The sequence below is a fragment of the Kiloniella sp. genome (assembly GCF_048259265.1).
Classification (GTDB): Bacteria; Pseudomonadota; Alphaproteobacteria; order Kiloniellales; family Kiloniellaceae; genus Kiloniella.
This window is the reverse complement of record NZ_JBLXHT010000010.1, coordinates 1-19,463: the sequence shown is the minus strand read 5'-3', so window position 1 is coordinate 19,463 and position 19,463 is coordinate 1. Positions and strand designations below refer to the sequence as shown.

16 protein-coding genes are annotated in these 19,463 nt (G+C 44.4%); 8 read left to right on the top strand and 8 right to left on the bottom strand.

Annotation, left to right across the window (positions count from 1 at the left end):
- Positions 1-245: 245 nt before the first annotated feature.
- Both ACN0QW_RS15230 and ACN0QW_RS15225 read right to left on the bottom strand, forming a co-directional pair.
- Positions 246-797, bottom strand: a complete 552-nt coding sequence (locus tag ACN0QW_RS15230) for a pentapeptide repeat-containing protein (RefSeq protein WP_299380828.1) — start codon at positions 795-797, stop codon at positions 246-248.
- Positions 798-847: 50 nt separating this feature from the next.
- Entirely contained in the window at positions 848-1,345 is a 498-nt protein-coding gene (locus ACN0QW_RS15225; protein ID WP_417432499.1) for a thioesterase family protein, read from the bottom strand.
- A 385-nt stretch (positions 1,346-1,730) separates the two neighbouring features.
- On the opposite strand from ACN0QW_RS15225, the gene ACN0QW_RS15220 reads away from it, so the two are divergent.
- On the top strand, positions 1,731-2,624 hold the full coding sequence (locus ACN0QW_RS15220) for a VacJ family lipoprotein (RefSeq protein ID WP_299380826.1): 894 nt from the start codon (positions 1,731-1,733) through the stop codon (positions 2,622-2,624).
- 3 nt (positions 2,625-2,627) lie between these two features.
- Entirely contained in the window at positions 2,628-3,275 is a 648-nt protein-coding gene (locus ACN0QW_RS15215; RefSeq protein ID WP_417432496.1) for an MlaC/ttg2D family ABC transporter substrate-binding protein, read from the top strand.
- A gap of 175 nt (positions 3,276-3,450) precedes the next feature.
- Here ACN0QW_RS15215 and ettA read toward each other — a convergent pair whose 3' ends face one another.
- From ettA to ACN0QW_RS15185, 6 genes are all read right to left on the bottom strand, one after another.
- Positions 3,451-5,127 carry an energy-dependent translational throttle protein EttA gene (gene ettA / locus ACN0QW_RS15210; RefSeq protein WP_417432494.1) on the bottom strand — a complete coding sequence of 559 codons (1,677 nt, stop codon included), beginning with the start codon at positions 5,125-5,127 and terminating at the stop codon, positions 3,451-3,453.
- Positions 5,128-5,251: 124 nt separating this feature from the next.
- A complete protein-coding gene (locus ACN0QW_RS15205; protein WP_417432492.1) occupies positions 5,252-8,008 on the bottom strand; it encodes an ATP-binding protein in 2,757 nt (918 codons plus the stop codon).
- Positions 7,998-8,336 (bottom strand): hypothetical protein, encoded by a 339-nt coding sequence (locus ACN0QW_RS15200; RefSeq protein ID WP_417432490.1) that lies wholly within the window; start codon positions 8,334-8,336, stop codon positions 7,998-8,000. Before ACN0QW_RS15200 ends, ACN0QW_RS15205 begins: the two co-directional genes overlap by 11 nt.
- Positions 8,337-8,397: 61 nt before the next feature.
- Positions 8,398-8,781, bottom strand: coding sequence for a response regulator (locus tag ACN0QW_RS15195; RefSeq protein WP_417432488.1), 384 nt, complete (start codon positions 8,779-8,781; stop codon positions 8,398-8,400).
- Positions 8,782-8,898: 117 nt separating this feature from the next.
- Complete coding sequence (locus tag ACN0QW_RS15190) at positions 8,899-10,431, bottom strand: helix-turn-helix domain-containing protein (protein ID WP_417432486.1); 1,533 nt, start codon at positions 10,429-10,431, stop codon at positions 8,899-8,901.
- A 432-nt stretch (positions 10,432-10,863) separates the two neighbouring features.
- Positions 10,864-11,478, bottom strand: a complete 615-nt coding sequence (locus ACN0QW_RS15185; protein WP_417432484.1) for a LysE family translocator — start codon at positions 11,476-11,478, stop codon at positions 10,864-10,866.
- Between the two features lie 105 nt (positions 11,479-11,583).
- Here ACN0QW_RS15185 and ACN0QW_RS15180 point away from each other — a divergent pair, with 105 nt between their 5' ends.
- The 6 genes from ACN0QW_RS15180 (at position 11,584) to ACN0QW_RS15155 (ending at position 19,327) form a co-directional block, all read left to right on the top strand.
- Positions 11,584-13,008 carry a PLP-dependent aminotransferase family protein gene (locus tag ACN0QW_RS15180; RefSeq protein WP_417432482.1) on the top strand — a complete coding sequence of 475 codons (1,425 nt, stop codon included), beginning with the start codon at positions 11,584-11,586 and terminating at the stop codon, positions 13,006-13,008.
- Between the two features lie 308 nt (positions 13,009-13,316).
- Positions 13,317-13,796 (top strand): bacterioferritin, encoded by a 480-nt coding sequence (gene bfr, locus ACN0QW_RS15175; RefSeq protein ID WP_417432480.1) that lies wholly within the window; start codon positions 13,317-13,319, stop codon positions 13,794-13,796.
- A gap of 343 nt (positions 13,797-14,139) precedes the next feature.
- On the top strand, positions 14,140-15,426 hold the full coding sequence (locus tag ACN0QW_RS15170) for an imelysin family protein (RefSeq protein WP_417432478.1): 1,287 nt from the start codon (positions 14,140-14,142) through the stop codon (positions 15,424-15,426).
- Between the two features lie 138 nt (positions 15,427-15,564).
- Positions 15,565-17,094, top strand: coding sequence for a di-heme oxidoredictase family protein (locus ACN0QW_RS15165; protein WP_299376055.1), 1,530 nt, complete (start codon positions 15,565-15,567; stop codon positions 17,092-17,094).
- Complete coding sequence (locus ACN0QW_RS15160; RefSeq protein ID WP_417432476.1) at positions 17,094-18,227, top strand: imelysin family protein; 1,134 nt, start codon at positions 17,094-17,096, stop codon at positions 18,225-18,227. The genes ACN0QW_RS15165 and ACN0QW_RS15160 overlap by 1 nt, the downstream gene beginning before the upstream one ends.
- 2 nt (positions 18,228-18,229) lie before the next feature.
- Positions 18,230-19,327 carry a DUF1513 domain-containing protein gene (locus tag ACN0QW_RS15155; RefSeq protein WP_417432474.1) on the top strand — a complete coding sequence of 366 codons (1,098 nt, stop codon included), beginning with the start codon at positions 18,230-18,232 and terminating at the stop codon, positions 19,325-19,327.
- Positions 19,328-19,463: the final 136 nt, after the last annotated feature.

Here is a 19,463-nt window from a genome sequence, read left to right as displayed (position 1 = left end):
TGCCTTTACCTATCCCCAGAGGTAAAAAAGAAGTGCAAATTGAGTTAAGCAGGACCGCCACCACAGCTAAAGTATTTAGTCGTTCTAATAACCGTTATAACGCTATGGAAATTATAGTTCCACCAGAACAATGTATTTTTTTATAAAATCACCTAAAACAGCACATGAAACACTTTAATTAAAACTGGCTCGCATAAAAAATGAGTAGCATTAAAACAGACTGGCTAAATGTATTCGCAAAAATACTATTTACAGCGTCCTATCGATCCCTCAGCGCAAATTCTTTTTCCATCGACCCACGTTGCACCGGACAAATCAGCCTTTGTTAAATCGGCACCCTCTATTTTTGCCTTGGTCAGATTGGCACCTCTTAAATTTGTTTTAAAAAGCCGGGCACGTTTCAAATTTGCTTTGGTGAAATTAGCAGATTGTAGATCTGCTTTGGTAAAGTCAGCTTCGGGCAACGAAGCTTTTGAAAAATCGACCTCAACCAATGAAGCACTGACAAATTTGGCCCTAAAGGCAGAAATATTATTAAGATCAGCGCGATCAAGCGAGCCACGCAAAAAGCTCGCGCCTCGTAAATGAGAACCGGAAAGATCGACATTATCCAAGTTCAAGCCGTCCATATTACACCGTTGCCAATCCACATCAGCCCCTGCCGGATCTGTACAGGCTGCGAGAACAACAGAGGAAGATTGAAAATAGGTAAAAACGAGAATCGCGAGACAAAGACTTTTTTTCATAACCTTAATGTTAGAAATCAAAGGCCTAACTTCAAGTAAATTCAATTTCACTTGCTCCCCTTTCGCAATTTAGACGCAAGATACAGACTAGGATAAACGGATCAGGATTTATTATCCCATGACATTATTGATCGCCCGATATTAACAGGCAAGGGCATGTCCTTTTGAGCTTCGTATATATCACTCAGGTTACAAACCAATGTATCCGGCATTTCACAAGAGGCCCGTTTTTCCAGATCCACATGAAGAGAGATCCATTCAGACGTCGCGGCTAAATACCCCGCATCAACACTATAAAGTGAATGATGGTAGCTCATCTTTTTACGATCAAACCCCAGCAACCTTGTTTCAACTCTCATATTCGAACCATGGTGTAGTTCTTTTACATAGTTCACATGATTTTCAACCACGAAGGTCGAATATCTTTTTTCCTGTCGATAGCCTTCAGTCACACCGAAAAACTCTAGAAAAGCATCCGTCGCATCACAAAAAACATGCATATAATAAGCAACATTCATATGCCCGTTATAATCAAGCCATTCGGACGGAACGCGCCCTTCAAAAGTAATCAGGGGCATTACCTCGTTCGAATTAATCACGCCTATATTCCTCTAATCGATAAATAAGAAAACAACACAATGCGTAACGAATCCATTAAAAACCACATTGCGAAAAAAGATTAATAAAACATTACGCTAACAAAGATTCGCAAGCCTTGTTTTTCTAAAATTTAAAACAAATCAAAGGATGATGATGCAAAAATGCAACAGTACATTTCTTCTCCCGCATTTTATTACTCTTATGACTGGTTTTGCTATCAAGCCTGTGATACTCAACCATACTAAGTTTTGTACTCTTTAAAAGAACGTATTGTTTTTTACCTTTTAAGAGCATTAAGTATTTTTGTTTTGTTCATATGCATTTGCTTTGAGATACCAACGTATATCGAGCGAGTGTCAGGGGGGTCTCTGGTGGACAAGTGTTATGACCGTAGAAACAAATGATAGGCGAAATGTCGTGGGGTTAGGTATTTTGTCCGAGATTAATTCTCGACTAATTAAACGTTTGGTGGCTTTTACAGCTGTTGCTATTTTTGTGACAGGCTGTGCAAGCAAGCCAAATTCAACGCTGCAGGATGAAGCGAATGCCACCACTGATGACCAGTGGGCGCAGACTGAAAGCTCTGCTGCAGTTGAAGAAGGTGACAACGATCCAATTGAAACGGTTAACCGCTTTATTTTTGCGTTTAACGATGCAGCAGATACGCTAATCTTCCGCCCAGTTGCAGAAGGCTACCGTTTCATTGTCCCATCACCTATTCGTGATTCTGTTCGAAACTTCATCAGAAACACATACTCACCTGTAATTCTTGCGAATGATCTTCTTCAAGGTGATATCGAGAAGGCAGAAAATACTTTTGCAAGATTCTTGGTGAATACAATTGCTGGTGCCGGTGGCTTGGCAGACGTTGCGGGTCAAACCGGTCTAGAATATCATTCTGAAGATTTTGGTCAGACCATGGGTACTTGGGGTGTTCCTGAAGGTCCTTATCTGGTTCTTCCAATTCTTGGTCCATCCAACGTTCGTGATGGTGTTGGCCTAATCGGTGACGCGCTTCTTGACCCATTGACTTATGTTGCAAAAACAGAAGTTCTGATTGCACGTAAGGTAACAGATGGCATCGACAAAAGATCACGTAACATTGAAACACTTGATGAACTAGAGCGTGATTCAGTTGATTTCTATGCCCGGGTTCGTTCGCTGTACCATCAGAAACGCGAAAACGAAATTAATGATGGTGACGTAGAACCAACATTAGCGCCAGGATTAACAGACATCTTCCCTGAAGATGATGATCAAGTTTCTCTTGTGGAATAAGCCATGAAGCACATTACTTGCTTTATAAAAAACATCGCAGCCCTCCTTGTGGGGGCTGCTTTCTGTTTGACCGCCTTTAATGGCACGGTACATGCAGACGATGACGCAGGTCTCTTCCTAAAAGCCCTGCAAGAAAAAGCCATTACCCAACTATCAAACGAAGATGTTTCCTTAGAAGATCGAGAAAAACAATTCCGCATTCTTCTAAAGGAAAATTTCGATGTTGAAGGTATCGCACGCTTTGTAATTGGCAAGTATTGGCGCAAAGCTGAAACAGGACATCGTGATGAATTCACGGTAATATTTGAAGATGTCATGGTTCAACGCTTTTTGCCGACTTTTAATCAATATGCAGGCTCAGAGTTTAAAGTTACCAAGGTTGTCCCGAAAAAATCTTTTTTCATTGTCTTCAGCACAGTGAAAACAGAAAACGGGGAACCCGCACAGATTTTGTGGCGCGTAGAAAAGAAAGACGAATCCTCGTCTTATATCATTACCGATATTGCTGCCGAAGGCATTAGCCTGCGATCCACCTACAGATCAGATTACACGTCGGCTTTGAAAGGTCTTGGTGGTGATCTTTCTGCACTGAACAGCAAGCTTCGCGAAAAAGTACAATCAGGTGATTTTGCTCCTAAAGAAAAAAGCTAGGCAAAATCAACACCAAAAAATAAAGAGCCTCGGTTGAAACAGCCGAGGCTTTTTTTATGCACAAAAATACAGTGCAAAATTTTATAAACAGATTTTATCCATAAAAAAAGCGCTGGAACCACTTTATGTTCCAGCGCCTTGTAATCATTCGCCCTTAAAGAACGAGAAAATAATACTACCGCTTCAAAGGTTTGTATTTGATACGATGTGGTTGATCAGCCTCTGCACCCAAGCGGCGCTTGCGATCAGCTTCATAATCTTCGTAGTTTCCTTCGAACCATACGACCTGACTGTCGCCCTCAAAAGCAAGTATGTGGGTTGCGATACGATCAAGGAACCAGCGATCATGCGATGTCACCAAAACACAACCACTATAATCAAGAATTGATTCTTCGAGGGAACGCAGTGTATCCACGTCCAGATCATTCGTCGGCTCATCGAGAAGAATAACGTTCGCGCTTTTACGTAACATCTTTGCAAGATGCACACGATTTCGCTCACCACCAGAAAGCTGACCAACTTTCTTTTGCTGGTCACCACCTTTGAAGTTAAACGCGCCCACATAAGAACGGGACTGATAGGTGTGCTTACCAATCTCAATGACATCAAGCCCGTCCGAAATTTCTTCCCAAACATTCTTTTCAGCAGAAAGCGCATCACGGCTTTGATCTACGTATCCGATTTCGACAGTCTCACCAACACTCATAGAACCTTCGCTTGGCTCTTCTTGACCAGTGATCATTCTGAACAATGTCGTTTTACCAGCCCCGTTAGGACCGATAATACCAACAATGGCACCTTTCGGAATTTTGAAGTTCAGATCTTCGATCAGAAGCTTATCGCCAAAAGCTTTTGAAAGGTTATTCGCTTCAATAACAAGATCTCCCAAACGTGGAGCGGGCGGGATAACAATACGGCCCGGGTCCGGCGCACGAGAGCTTTCTTCTTGTACCAATGTTTCATAAGCCTGTAGACGTGCTTTAGATTTTGTCTGACGCGCTTTCGCCCCCTGACGTACCCATTGCAATTCGTCTTTAAGGAATTTCTGCTTCGCGCTTTCCTGCTTCTCTTCAATAGAAAGACGCTTCTGCTTTTGCTCCAGCCAGCTTGAATAGTTTCCTTCGTAGGGAATACCTTCTCCGCGGTCGAGTTCCAAAATCCAGCCCGCAACATTATCCAAGAAGTATCTATCGTGCGTCACACACACAACAGTCCCTTTATAATCTTCCAAGAAGCGCTCTAGCCATGATACTGATTCAGCATCAAGGTGGTTGGTCGGCTCATCGAGAAGTAGCATATCAGGTGTGGATAGAAGCAACTGGCACAAAGCAACGCGGCGGCGCTCACCACCTGACAGCTTTGTCACATCGGCATCACCGGGTGGGCAGCGCAGGGCATCCATAGCAATTTCAACCTGACGATCAAGGTCCCAGGCATCCAAGGCATCAATCTTTTCCTGTAGCTCGCCTTGTTGCGCGATCAAATCATCCATTTCATCCGGATCAACTTCGGCAAACTTGGCACTCAATGCTTCGAAATTTTCCAACAGCGCTTTTGTTTCTGCTACGCCTTCGAAAACATTTCCCGCAACATCCTTTTCAGGATCAAGCTGCGGTTCCTGAGGCAGGTAACCAACTTTCACACCATCGGCAGCACGTGCCTCGCCGTTGATTTCGTTATCCAGACCCGCCATGACTTTCATCAGGGTCGACTTACCTGAACCATTCAGCCCCAAAACGCCGATTTTTGCGCCAGGAAGAAAGTTCAAATGAATGTTCTTTAGAACCTGTTTTCCACCAGGAAAGGTTTTAGAAACCCCATCCATTTGATAGATGTACTGATATGATGCCATTCGGCGCTCCAATTAATGGTATGTGTAATTTTGCAGTAAGCCTGCGTTGATGCGGTTTTACCCTATTGAACAGCTTGACGCAATCATCACCAACCCAAAGATTAATCTGTAACGAACTATCGTTCTATTGCCCAGCCTTAGCGATTACCCGTGCTGCTGGCAAAGGTAAAAAGACCCCAAAAATAGATCCCTTACTCCCCGTTTGAACCAGCTCCAGACGTCCCCCGAAATATTCAACAATCTGACGAGAAATGCTCAAGCCCAATCCAGTTCCATGAGGTTTATCTGCAAGACCTTCCCGGGATTGATGGAATTTCTCAAAAATATACTCCCGAGCTTGCCACGAAACGCCTCGGCCATTATCTGACACTGTGACTGCTATTTCTTGCCCCTGTAAAAAAACCGATACCTTGACCCACCCTTGATCTTCGTCACAAAATTTCACCGCATTGGAAAGTAGGTTCACAAAGACCTGCATCAGTCGATCTCTATCCCCCCTGATTTCGGGCAAACTTGGCTCAAAATCAACATCAAGCGCAATATCTTTTTCGCTTAATGTTGCAGACATTGTATCCATAGCGTTTTCAACAACCTGTGGAATGTCTAAATCTTCCAGAATCCATTCCATTTGCCCAGCTTCAATTTTCGCCAGATCAAGCACCTGATTAATAAGACGGGTTAGGCGAACGCTTTCCTTTACAATAATTCCCAGGAACCTGCTTTTTTCTTCGTCTTCCAAATCAGGATGGTCACTCAGAATTTCACTAAATGAGCGAATAGAGGTAAGGGGTGTTCTCAATTCATGACTAACAGTAGACAGAAATTCATCTTTCAGACGATCAAGCTCCTGAAGTCGCTCATTTGCCGCACGCAACTGAGATGTGGTGCTCTCCAACTCCTTCGATTTTTGCTCCAGATTTTGGCTGTACTCAATGACTTGCGATGTTTCATCTAAAATCGTCATCACCTCTTCGAGCCGAACAACTTCTCCCTTCACAACAGAAGATATCATCACACGGGCCGAAGCCGCACCAATAGCACCAGAAAGTAATCGCTCCGTCAGATGAACGAGATCCGCATCCGCCGCAATGACACGTCTGCGTTCCAGTCCTCTATCCCTGAAATATCCGCTAAAGGCTCTGTCTGCCCTTGCGCGCCCCAAAAAACGGACCAGAAGATTAAACAAGTCTTCAACTGATGCAGACCCTTGCCATAATTGAGACCGTGGCCCCTGATCAGCGTAGCGGTAAACATCAACAAACAAGGCTCCTTGTACCCTCTCAATAGCAGAATGCCGCGTATAGAGTGAGACAAAGACATACCCCCCCACATTAAAAACCGTTGTCCAGAAAAGAGAATGAGTTAAGTGGTCAATCCCTTGCAAACCAAACAGTTCATAGGGTCTGAGTAACTCGATCCCCCAAGGGCCAGCCGCAATGAAAGTAATTGGCAACACACCTGACTTGGCAAACGAAGGCAAAAGAAGCGTATAAGCCCACACAATAATTCCGCAAGAAAGCCCAACCAAAGCCCCTTTGCGATTACCACCTTTCCAGAACATTCCCCCGATCATAGCCGGTGCGAATTGGAAGACCGCAGCGAATGAAATCAGGCCAATGGTAACCAACGCATCGCTTTCACCCAAAAAGCGGAAATAGGCATATCCGAACAAAAGAATCAGGATAATACTGCTACGTCGGACAAAAAGCAGAACCCCAGTAAAATCACTCTTCTGCTTTAGTCCCAGCCAATTCCAGCGTAAAAGTATCGGCATTACCAAATCGTTACACACCATCGTACTTAAAGCTATCGTTGCAACAATGACCATCGATGTCGCTGCGGACAACCCGCCCAAAAAGACCAAAAGAGCCAACATCTCCTGCCCATGAGCCATAGGAAGCGTGAGAATAAAAGTATCCGCATTCATCCCCCCCTTGGGAAACTGAAGCATCCCCCCCAAAGCAATCGGCAATACAAACACATTAATTGCCAACAGATAGAGCGGGAAAAGCCAGACACCTTTCCTAAGCCCGGGTTCATTAACATTTTCGACAGCAATAACCTGAAACTGTCTGGGCAAACAAACTGCGGCAACCATCGACAATGTTGTTAATGTTACCCAAGTAACATAGGCTCCCTCTTTTTCAAATGTCATTAATTGAACAAGTTCCGGGACCTGGGATGCCTGCTTAAATAAGTCGCCAAACCCATCATAAAGCCCAAAGGTCACAAAAATACCTACCGCAAGAAAAGCCAGAAGCTTTACAACCGATTCAAAGGCAATAGCGACCACAACACCATCGTGATGTTCGCTATTATCAATATTCCTAGTACCAAATAAAATCGCAAAAATTGCCAGAACCAATGCAACCCAGAATGCAGTATCAGCAACAGTGGCAGTCGGTGGCGAATTAAGCGGCGCGACGACTTCGGGGTATTGCTTTAAAACATTAAAGCTAATTGCCACAGCTTTGAGCTGAAGAGATATATAGGGGACAATGCCCACAACCGCGATAATAGTAACCAATGCACTCAAAGGCGTACTTTTACCGTAACGTGATGATATAAAATCAGCAATTGAGGTTATTCTGTGCGCTTTCGTAATTCTGATGATCTTTTTAACAACCAACCACCAAAGCACAAAAACAAGTGTCGGCCCTAGATAAATTGGTAAAAAATTCAATCCACTGGATGCAGCAAGGCCAACAGACCCATAGAACGTCCAAGATGTACAATACACTCCAAGAGAAAGCGCATAAACATAGGGATCAGACGTTATGCCCACCCCTCTTTCAGCACGTTTATCTGCCACATAGGCAATCGCAAAAAGAACAAGCAGGTAAGCAATAGAAGAAAGGATAATGATCCAGTCAACCAACATGGTCATGATCCTTTGACAACGGGTCCTTCCCTTGCTGCTTTTCCAGTTCTTTATCCGGCAGACTTCTAGTCTCCGCCCCCAGCGTATCAATTACCGGAGAAGAATAGGGATCAACAGCACCCGTCGCATCATCAGCGTCTTTTGATGCAGACCACGCAACGGCAAGAATAATTCCACCCCATACTGTAAAAAGATACAAAAACAAAGGCGGAAAGCCCCATATTAGCTTTTCACTACTGAAAATGGATAGAAAAAGGGGGCTAAAAAGCAGTAATGCCAATAAAAAAAACGCAATACTACGATCGCCTTTATCACCTGGACGGCTCACTCATACTCCTTCTGGGGAATGCGAACTCGTATCACAAAATCAGCGTTTGATTCTATAAGATCTACGCCAATTTATCTTCAACACCCAAATGCTGCTTGACCAGTTGAACAACATCCTTTGTTGAAAAAGGCTTTGTCACAAAGTCATCAGCACCGAGTTCCATCCCCTTCAATCGATCAACATCGCGTCCCTTTGCCGTAAGCAGAATAACACGTATTTCTTTCCACGAATCATTTGAACGCACAGATTTCAAGACTTCAAAACCGTCTTTTCTTGGCAACATGATATCAAGCAGCATCAGATCTGGTGGACGGCTTTTCACCATCCGCAATGCTGCATCGCCATCACGCGCAATAAAGACTTCAAAGCCAGCTTTCTTCATCAAAAAGCTTAATGAGTCGACAATATGAGGCTCGTCCTCGACCACGAGAACCGTTTGAGGCATTTTCTGCCTTTCTCCGCGTTATCCGGTTTTCTCTTTTTTATTCCCTGTAGGTCCTACATTACAGTCTGGCCGGGTGTTTTGCCAAGCTGTGTTTTTCAGTCACCCTTGTTGTAGGATTTAGTTCCCCATTAAAACACTATCCGGATGGGAAAAATCAACGCCGTCAGCATAAACCACATGACGGGCAAATGACGCCTCACACCCCAGACTAATGGCATAGGTATTCCCCGCCTGGCCCACCATAACCCCAGGCTTCGTCACTGTCTTTGAAATCGAAAAGTAGATACTTTGATCTTCATCGCGTAAAGAATGAAGGTTAATACGCCCGGGTTTTAGAAATGCATCCTGAACACCCCAATCTGGAGACAAAACACCATAGCGCGGAATACGCAAACCTGACGCACTAAAACGTTTTGATATCTGCCCAGCAAGATCAACACGAATAAAGTGAAAAGGAACACCTTCTTCTTCAGGCTTCTGCAAGGTTGTCAGTCGATGGCAGACCTGCTCAAAACCAGCCCGAAAACGCCGACGGAGCAGGTCAATATCATGACGAAGATCATAAGCTGCGATCCGAAATACGCTGTAGGGCATCATCACAGCGCCGGCAAAATAACTTCCCAGAGCCTTCAAACATAAGTTTTGAGCTTCATCACTTCCAAGAGGCACATCAGCAAGAACCTTTTCCAGCACATCCGCATAAGCAACTTCCGCTATTATCCGTGCCATCCTGAAGTTTAAAGAGCTAGTCGCCAGTGTTTCCATAAGCCTGAGCGTTCCACCGTCTTCACCTTCCAATTCCCACATACCACGCTGCAGAGTACCCTGTGAAGATACAGGAACAATCTCGACCTTTATGCCGAGTTGCTGATCTAGATAATTTGCCAAGGCATCAAACAGTCCATAGGGTTTAGGCTCTCCCAATCTGTCTCTGAGCTCTTCGGCTGCGGCTTCAAGAACAGGAAAGTAGTGATCGTTGGCCGAAAGCATATCCACCACTTCATCAGTAGGCGTCTCGCTCAACAAAGTCCCTTTTTTGGATTCACCATTAATAAAATCAAACAGCTCTCCAACCATTGAGGTCAATTTCTGACTTTCATCGACCAAAACATTGGTAAAGCGTTCGCGCTGATGCTCTGAAAGATCATCATTGTCCTGCAAAATCTCGGCAAACGACCGAATAGATGTTAGCTGCGTTAAAAGTTGATGGCTTGTTTCAGTGAAATAGGGATCAGCGGAAATTGACTCCCGTGCTTTGAGGGTATCTTCGCGTGCATTTCGAAACGCACGGTAAAGCTTTAAAAGGGCACGACTAATTTCAGGGTGCATGGCGACAAAATCACCAAGTACTGTGCTATCAAGCCTGGACCGTTCAAACAGAGGATCCGCAAAAAGCTCATTCATCGCGGAAAGTAATCTTGCTTCCTCTCCCCCGGTGAGCTCACCTTCCTTAACATTAAAAGCCACTTCCAGTTTTTTTTGTAGCTTCCGTGATAAAGGGCGTTGATTGTGTTCAACAAGATTTAAATAGGCGGCTGAAATGTCAATTTTCTTTGCCATAGCAATTTGCGTAAGGCCAATCTGGCTTCTTAAATGGCGAATTTTTCGCCCTACAAAGACTTGTCTTGCCATAACATTTACAGCTTTCACAAATTTAGATAATTCTCCTAAATAATTTTACAAAATTTTCAAAACAACACAACGTTTTATTGCCAGATCTCGCTGTGAATTCTATTTTAGTTTTCACGAACAAGTCAGTCCCTGTGCTTGATTTTGTTGGTTATGGCTTTTGTGCATGAGCCATCGTGCTTCTGCCCTGCGATGCCTTTCATTCCTTAATGGAATATATGGAGCGCAGACTAAGGCAGAGATTTAATCTCTGAGGTTTGTTCAGGCGTTTTGTGTTTTCGCCCGGATCGAAAAAGACTTTAGAGATATAGGCAAGCTGATTACCGCCAACTTTGTAATCAGTGAAGCTCTATCGACCTTACTGAGCGAGAGAGGCAATGCCCCTCTCGTCTTTTTTTGCTCAAAAGATGATATCTTTTATCTGATTACCACTTGTATCAGGTTATGGGAGTATCAGGTCATGACTTGGCTAATTCCCATATAGGCCACAATAGCAACGGTCAAAACAGCTAGTACACCATTTACAAGCAAGCGCTTTTGCCGACTCTGGATCGCAGATATTATTTTAGCACCACCCCAGGACCACATACAGTTTGTCGGGAAGCCACCAATTATAAAAACAACACACATCACCGCCCACTGCTCCCAAGCTGGGCTGGATTGATTTGTAAACTGCGTAAACACCGTTGTTGCCATCAACCAAGCCTTAGGATTCATAGGGTGCACAATCAAACCGTTTAAATACCCAACAGCATCTACACTGCGTTCTCCAGATAGGCTTCCCGGGTCAGAACGCGCTATTTTCCAAGCCAGATACAGTAAATAACCACTACTAACCACGGTTATAACTGGTGCCAGTCCGGGCACCCCCTTCATAAGGGTTGTCACCCCAAAAGCTGCAACAGCAAGAACCAAGAAGAAGCCACTCTGCACCCCCATCGTAAAAGGAAAAGCGCCACGGAAACCTAGCTTTGCACCTGTCGCCATCAATATCATGTTTGCTGGCCCCGGTGTGCCAGACATGACCGCTGCAAAAATCAAAGCAGGTATAATATTTTCAACCGGCATCGCAAATGCCCCTTCCTCTAACCCCAGACAAGATGTCTAGTCTCATTTTTCATAATTCAAATATTTATATTGAAATGTTCATTGAACAATTATTATATTGTTCCTATGACAATTTTAACGCTCATCGCAGAAAACCAATCCAACACCGGGCAGAAGTACGCCCATCTGGAACAGCTGTTCAAAGGTGCCATCCGGGATGGCATTCTGAAACCAGGTGAGAAATTACCCCCGTTGCGAACTGCCGCGTGGGAAGCCAAGTGCAGCCTTGGTACGATGTCACGTGTATACAGTTCCCTAGAACGCAAGGGATTGGTAAATGCTAGGGTTGGCCAAGGAACTTTCGTACAAGAGGCAGCAAACATCGGGGCAGATGTTATTCTGCCTAAATCCCATCAAGGAAAAGGCGAACAAACCATAACCGCTGGCCCGGTCATTGATCTGGGAATGAACGCGATTGCTAACGACTGGGGGGAAGAAATAATTCGCTGGGCGCTACAACGTACATCGACAAAAGCCTCCAGCTATAACCTTATGACCTATCGAGACGGTTTTGGTGATACCCAGCAAAAACTAGCATTACGTGCTTTTTTGCCCCCCTTATTACAGGATGTGTCCGAAGATAGAATACTTATAAATCATGGCGCCCAAAACGGTGTATATACGGCCCTTGGGCGTCTGGCATCCCCTGGGGATACAATATGTCTTGAACCCCTGAGCTATCCGGGTGTCGGTGCTGCGATATCCCAATTGGGGTTATCCAGCATAACCGTGGAGACCGATGAACGGGGCATCTGTCCAATTTCTTTTGAGCAGCAATGCAAAAAAGGTCGCATTCGTATTCTCGTAACAACAGCCACAGGTCACAACCCAACCTGCATCACAACACCTCTTTCTCGGCGTAAAGAGATCGGCCTCATCGCGCAAAAATATGATGTTCTCATTATAGAAGATGATATCTATGGCTTTCTATACCCAGATGCCCCGCCCCCTTACGCGCATCTTTTTCCCGACCAAACCGTTTACCTCAGCGGCTTGGCAAAAAGAATTTCCCCCTCGTTGAGGATAGGTTTTGCAGTTGCCCCACCCCATATCACTATGCTTATGGCACAGGGCATCACAGCGCAAACCTGGATGGTCTCTCCTATCCTTATCAACACAGCAATAGAAATCGCAGGACGCGGGGACGATCTCAATTCCTTTACGCGCCAAATAAGATCCGAAGCAAGAAAACGCCATGAGCTCACAACGCGTTTTCTTTCGCCCCACGCAACCGATTTAAAAGCTTGTCAATCACATGCATGGATAGGTTTTCCCAAAGACATCCAAGTTCCGCAACTCGTACGGCGTGCTGCCGAAGCTGGAGTCCACATCCTTGACGGCAGTCGCTTCGCCAACAATACAACAGCCGGAAAGCATAACGTCAGACTCTCGATCATGGCACCCGATACGACTCACAAGCTAGAAAAAGCGTTAATAAAACTCAAAGCAGTCTTATCAAACCCCAATGAAAACTCATGCGATTTCTTTTAACAAAGTAAAAGAAAAAAAATTTAAATATAAAATAAAGCTATAATTTATATTAAGCATAAATCATGGAAAATTTACTACAAGACGCCAATAAAAAAATAAAATCGCACCACATAAAAATCGAAAACAAACAAATATACTCAAAATAAAGAACAAAGGTGATTAATAATCATTATCACTTTTAATTATTTTTGATAAAATACTTGAAACTTTCAATAAACAATTTACATTATTGGAAAGATTCTAAAGTAGATTACAACCTGTGATAAGATAATAAATTTCACCCCGAACGAATTAAAAGCGAGGACCCCATGAAAGGCGACAAAAAAGTTATCGAACTACTAAACACTGCATTAACGCACGAGTTGACGGCAATTAACCAGTATTACCTTCACTACAAACTCCTACAAGACTGGGGCGTTGAAGGCCTTGCCAAGCACGAATACAAAGAATCCATCGAAGAAATGCAACATGCTGATAAGCTTATGGATCGTATTTTACTTCTTGATGGCTTCCCAAATCTTCAAAACCTCAATAAACTTAAAATCGGCGAAGACGTAGAAGAAATTCTTAAGTGTGACCTCGCAGGTGAACTAGAAGCCGTTGAGGTTTATAAAGAAGGAATCGCCTATTGCGACTCTGTACAAGATTATGGCAGCCGCGAATTGCTTCGCGAAATTCTGGTTGACGAAGAAGAGCATGTGGATCATCTCGAAACTCAGTTTGAGTTGATCAAACGTATTGGCATTCAGAATTACATCCAATCACAGTGCAAAGTCGAAGGCGACTAAGTTTCTTTGACGACGCCAAGCACTCACAATGCCAACCAAGAAAAGCCAGTGATTTTCACTGGCTTTTTTGCATTTGATCAGATCGCCCAATTAAAATTACAATAATATCTTCCTGTCTAAGCCAATATACACAAGCATCTCCCCTTCATATCCGACCATTTCAGTGAGTTATTTTCTCTCAAAAAAAGAAAATACGAAATTGCAACTCATTCTCAAACGTGCTAATTACTTGCGAATAATACTCATCTGCTTTTGCTATCTATAAAGGCAACACGTTTTATCGTCTGGCTATTAAAGTCCGAAATAGCCAAAAATGAATTGGCCAAACTAAACTGGAATGAAAATGAGTCACGCTCTCAAGAAAGCTGCGCGCGTAGCAAGCACAGTCACAGTTTTAACTGTTCTCGGTACAGGTGCTGCATTTGCAGATACTGTTGACGCGAAAAGTGTCTTGAACAATTACGCGAACATTGCTCAGGCAGGATTCGAAGATTCTTTGATATCTGCAAAAGCTTTGGACAGTGCAATTAATCAACTTATAACCTCGCCGACTTCGGCATCGCTGAACGCAGCTCGTGCTGCTTGGGTTTCAGCCCGTGCTCCTTATCAGCAAACCGAAGTTTACCGTTTTGGTAACGCCATCGTTGATGATTGGGAAGGCCGTGTAAATGCTTGGCCGCTTGATGAAGGCCTTATCGATTATGTCGATACATCATACGGTGATGAATCAGACGAAAACGCACTTTATACAGTGAACGTTATCGCCAATTCCACACTATCCGTAAACGGCAAAGAAGTTGATGCTTCTAAAATTACTCCTGAATTGATTTCCGCAACGCTTCACGAAGCAGAAGAAGTTGAATCAAATGTTGCCACTGGTTACCACGCGATCGAGTTCCTTCTTTGGGGACAGGATCTAAACGGGAACGGTGCAGGTGCAGGAAGCCGCCCGGCAACTGATTTTGATGTGAAAAATTGCACCGGTGGCAATTGTGACCGACGCGCTCAATACCTACAATCTGCTTCAACTCTTCTGATTGCTGATCTTGAAGAAATGAAAGCAAACTGGGAAGAAAAAGGTGAAGCCAGAACAAACCTTCTCAAAGATACATCAGCAGGTCTGACCACAATTCTGACCGGAATGGGATCTCTTTCATACGGTGAGCTTGCTGGGGAGCGCATGAAACTAGGTCTGTTGTTGAACGATCCAGAAGAAGAGCACGACTGCTTCTCTGACAATACGCATAACTCACACTATTTTGACCAGATCGGCATTCGTAATGTGTACACAGGACACTATCGCCGTTTAGACGGCTCTGTCGTAAGCGGTCCCTCCATTTCCGATCTTGTAAAAGCCAAAGATGCTGCCATTGATAGCGAGCTTACAGAGAAACTGGATGCAACAGTAACATCCATGGCTGTAATGAAAGCACGCGCAGAAAGCATCGAAGCTTATGACCAGATGATTGGTGAAGGCAATGTTGTTGGTAATGCCGTTGTGCAAAAAGCAATCGACGGTTTGATCAATCAAACCCGTTCAATCGAACGTGCAGTGGTGTCACTTGGCCTTTCAGCTATTGAAGTTGAAGGCTCAGATAGTCTCGATAATCCAAATGCCGTTTTCAACTAAGAACGGATATAATATTAGACACATGATCACTGCGACCACGTGTCTATTTATTCAAAATACTTAGTTATGCTAGCTTGTGGGCAGTTCTGAACTCAGAACTGCCCATTTCATTTATCTCAACATTGATTAAAACAAAAAATGCCCACGTCATTTGGAAAACGCCTGCCTTTTTATTGCGCTCTTCTCTTTGGAATGTCGCTTGCTTCTACCGTAACAGCGGCACCACTGCCCCGTGATGACCTTACCCCAGAGGACCTTTTGCGTGTCGAAAAAATTACTCAAGTAACAAGTGATTTCACCAAAGCAGAGCCTTATGAAAACAAATCTGCGGGGGCACCGACATCTAAAAAATCAGTCACATCAAAATCCTTCTCCCATTTTTCGGCAAATTTATCCTTCAAGGGAGAGCGTGACTTCAAACTAGGTAACAGCCTCTTTAAAAAAATCTGGGTTTCATCCCCGTCATCGACCAAGGCTTCTGACGGGTTAGGGCCTCTATTCAATGCCCGTTCCTGCCAACGCTGCCATTTACAAGACGGCCGAGGACACCCCCCCGAAAGCAACGACGACTTGGCAACCTCTATGTTTTTACGCCTCTCTGTTCCGCCCAGAACAGATGCAGAAAAACAAGCAATCAACACAGGCATCCAACTTCGTATTCCAGAACCAACTTATGGCGGACAATTGCAAGACCAAGCTGTCACGGGCCTGCCAGCCGAAGGTAAGATGCATATTTCCTATGAAGAGGAAGTTATAGCCTTGAACGGAGGCGAGAGTGTCTCGCTACGCAAACCAAGCTACAGCGTTACCCAGCTCGCCTATGGAGACATGGATCCTGACGTCATGCTGTCGCCTCGGGTCGCCTCACCGATGATAGGTTTGGGACTTTTGGAAGAAATCCACGAGCAGGACCTTCTTGATCTCGTAGATCCAGAAGACAGCGACGGTGATGGCATATCGGGAAAAGCCAGCATGGTTCTCAACCCTGAAACTGGACAAAAAGAGATTGGTCGTTTCGGGTGGAAAGCATCGAACAGAACCGTTCACACCCAATCTGTACATGCCTTTGCAGGGGATATCGGTTTATCAACACCAGATATGGCGGCACATTGGGGTGATTGTACAAGTAATCAGCCAACATGCCTTTCCCAACCTCACGGATCACAGAATAATCTTGGCGAGGGTGAGGCACCGAAAAAAGTTTTAGACCTTGTTGTTTTTTATTCGAAAAATTTAGCTGTTCCAGCACGCCGTAACGTCAACGATCCAAAGGTCCTAAAAGGCAAAGAGCTCTTCTACACCAATGGATGTATTTCTTGTCATAAACCAAAATTTGTTACCCGTAGAAATGCAGCACAAAAAGAATTAGCCTTTCAGTTGATATGGCCCTACAGCGATCTTCTTCTTCACGATATGGGCGAAGGGTTGACCGATAATCGCCCGGTTGGCAATGCATCTGGGCGTGAATGGCGTACACCGCCATTATGGGGGATTGGGCTTACCGAGAAAGTGAATGGGCACACTTACTTTCTACATGATGGGCGGGCACGTAACTTGTTAGAAGCTATTATCTGGCATGGTGGTGAAGCGACACAAGCCCGAGACAATGTTGTCGCAATGACACCTGAAGAACGAAAATCCCTGATTACTTTTCTGGAATCTCTGTAATGATAACTTTTTCTTTCAAATCCAAGCCGAATACGAGACGTCGTGTCTCTAAACTGGTTAGTCCTGTGCTCGCCGGAATTGTAATCATAGGGACAGCCGTAAACGCATGGGGACAACCCCCAGAAACAAACTTCAAACCAATCATCAAACAGACTATCGAGAAGGCGATCCTCCCGGGATATAAAAATTTAACCCGTGCCGCCAAGGCGCAGGAAAGCAATTTGACCAAGTTATGTGAGCAGCCAAATAAGGAAAACTTGACGAAAGCTCAACAAGCTTTTCGACCTCTTGTTGCCGCATGGTCTGGCGTCGAGATGTATCGCATTGGCCCTGCCATAAAAAATAACCGACAAGAAAAGCTGTTCTTTTGGCCCGACCGCAAATCTATCGGACTACGCCAAGTCCGGAAATTAATTGATACCCAAGACGAAACAGCCCTTGCAACAGAAACTCTACAAAAGAAAAGCGTTGCTGTTCAGGGAATGCTAGCACTTGAATATGTTCTCTTTGGAAAAAATGCAGAAGCACTCGCGACAGCCAAACCCAGATCTTACCGTTGTGATTATGGGGTAAACATCGCCAAAGCAATTCAGACGACAGGGCAAGAAATTATTGACGATTGGGCGTCCCCTTCCGGCTATACGACGATGATGCTTGATACAGGCCCCTCGAACCCAATATACCGATCAGATACAGAAGTCATGCAGGATCTTTTGCGTATCAGCAGTGAAATGATTCAAAGCACAAGGGATCTCAAGATACTGAACACTATCAAGGAAAGCCCTGAGAAATCAAAACCAAAGCGTGCCCCTTTTTGGAGATCCAACCAAACCCTCCACGCGTATCAAAGCAATCTCAAAGCTGTTGAGACCCTCTTCACACAGGGGGGGCTTGGAAATCTCACCTCACGTTACACGCAATCCCTTTCTTTCGAGCTAGGGCAAACAAACACGTTCTTAATGAAACTTGAAAAAGAGAACATCGCTTGGGAAAAGCAGGTAAAACAAACAAAATCCCATGAAACTTTGTCCTTCACCCTTATTCCGTTAGAAGGTGCACACTACATTGTTAACGACCTCATCCCAGAAAAACTTGGTCTAAGTCTCGGCTTCAATTCTCTAGATGGTGATTAACAATGTCTTTATCCCGGAGAGAATTCTTAAACAGAATTGCCGCCAGCGGCATTCTGGCGACAGGGCAACTTCCTTTTGCTTCGTTTGCACAGGCCGAAGCTTCCTCGTTGCAAGCGGCCTATGTTTCAACGCTGAGAAAAGTAGACGGTCAATACGCCGCCGCTGTTATTGATCGTTCTGGTAATTTAATTTTCCAAGAGCATCTTGATGACCGGGGACATGCAACAGCTATCGCACCCAATAAAAAGTTCGCCGTTGTATTTGCCAGACGTCCGGGGCGCTTTGCATTAGTTTTGGACCTCTTTAATAACCAGCGCCATTTAGCTTTCTCTCCTCCTCTGGATCATCACTTTTATGGGCATGGTTTTTTTTCTCCTGACGGAAAATTACTCTATGCAACGGAAAATGATTATGAAAATGAACGTGGTATTATCGGCATATACGATACGACGAATTCTTTTGCACGCATCGGTCAATATGAAAGTTACGGCATAGGCCCGCACGAGGCTATCCTGCTTTCTGATGGGATTACCATTGCGATTTCGAATGGTGGCATTATTACCCATCCGGATTACCCCCGGCAGAAATTGAATCTTGCCTCTATGGAGCCACAAATAAGCTATGTAGATCGACGCGATGGAAAGCTGATTGCACAAAGTAAATTACCCTATGAGTACAATCAGCTCTCTTTACGGCATATGAGTGCTGCCAAAGATCATATTTGGATCGGCGGGCAATACGAAGGCGATCCGAGCAATAGCGTCAGTCTTGTCGCGACACACCGAATTGGTGAAGAAATCAAACCAGTATCTGGCGGGAAAACCTACCTTGGGATGAAACAATATATTGGGTCTGTCAGCGTAAATATTGACGGCAGCCTCGTAGCTACCACCGCCCCAAAAGGCAATAAAGTGGCCATATGGAACAGCGAAACACGCGAACTTGTAAAAACATTATCACACGTAGATGCAGGCGGCGTTGCCCCTAATGATCGTGGTTTCACAATCTCCGACGGCCAAGGAAACCTTTGGCAAGATAACAAGACCATCTATCATGACCCAGAAATTGCCTGGGATAACCATATCAGCTCTGCAATTTAGTCCTGTTAAGCTGGAATAATTGTAACAAGCTTCGATTATCGCTTATTAACAGTCATAATGTGAATTAGTTCCGACTTAATCTGACACCACCCTCTTTTCACCAGAGTGAATTAAGGGTGGTGCATCTCTTGAAAGA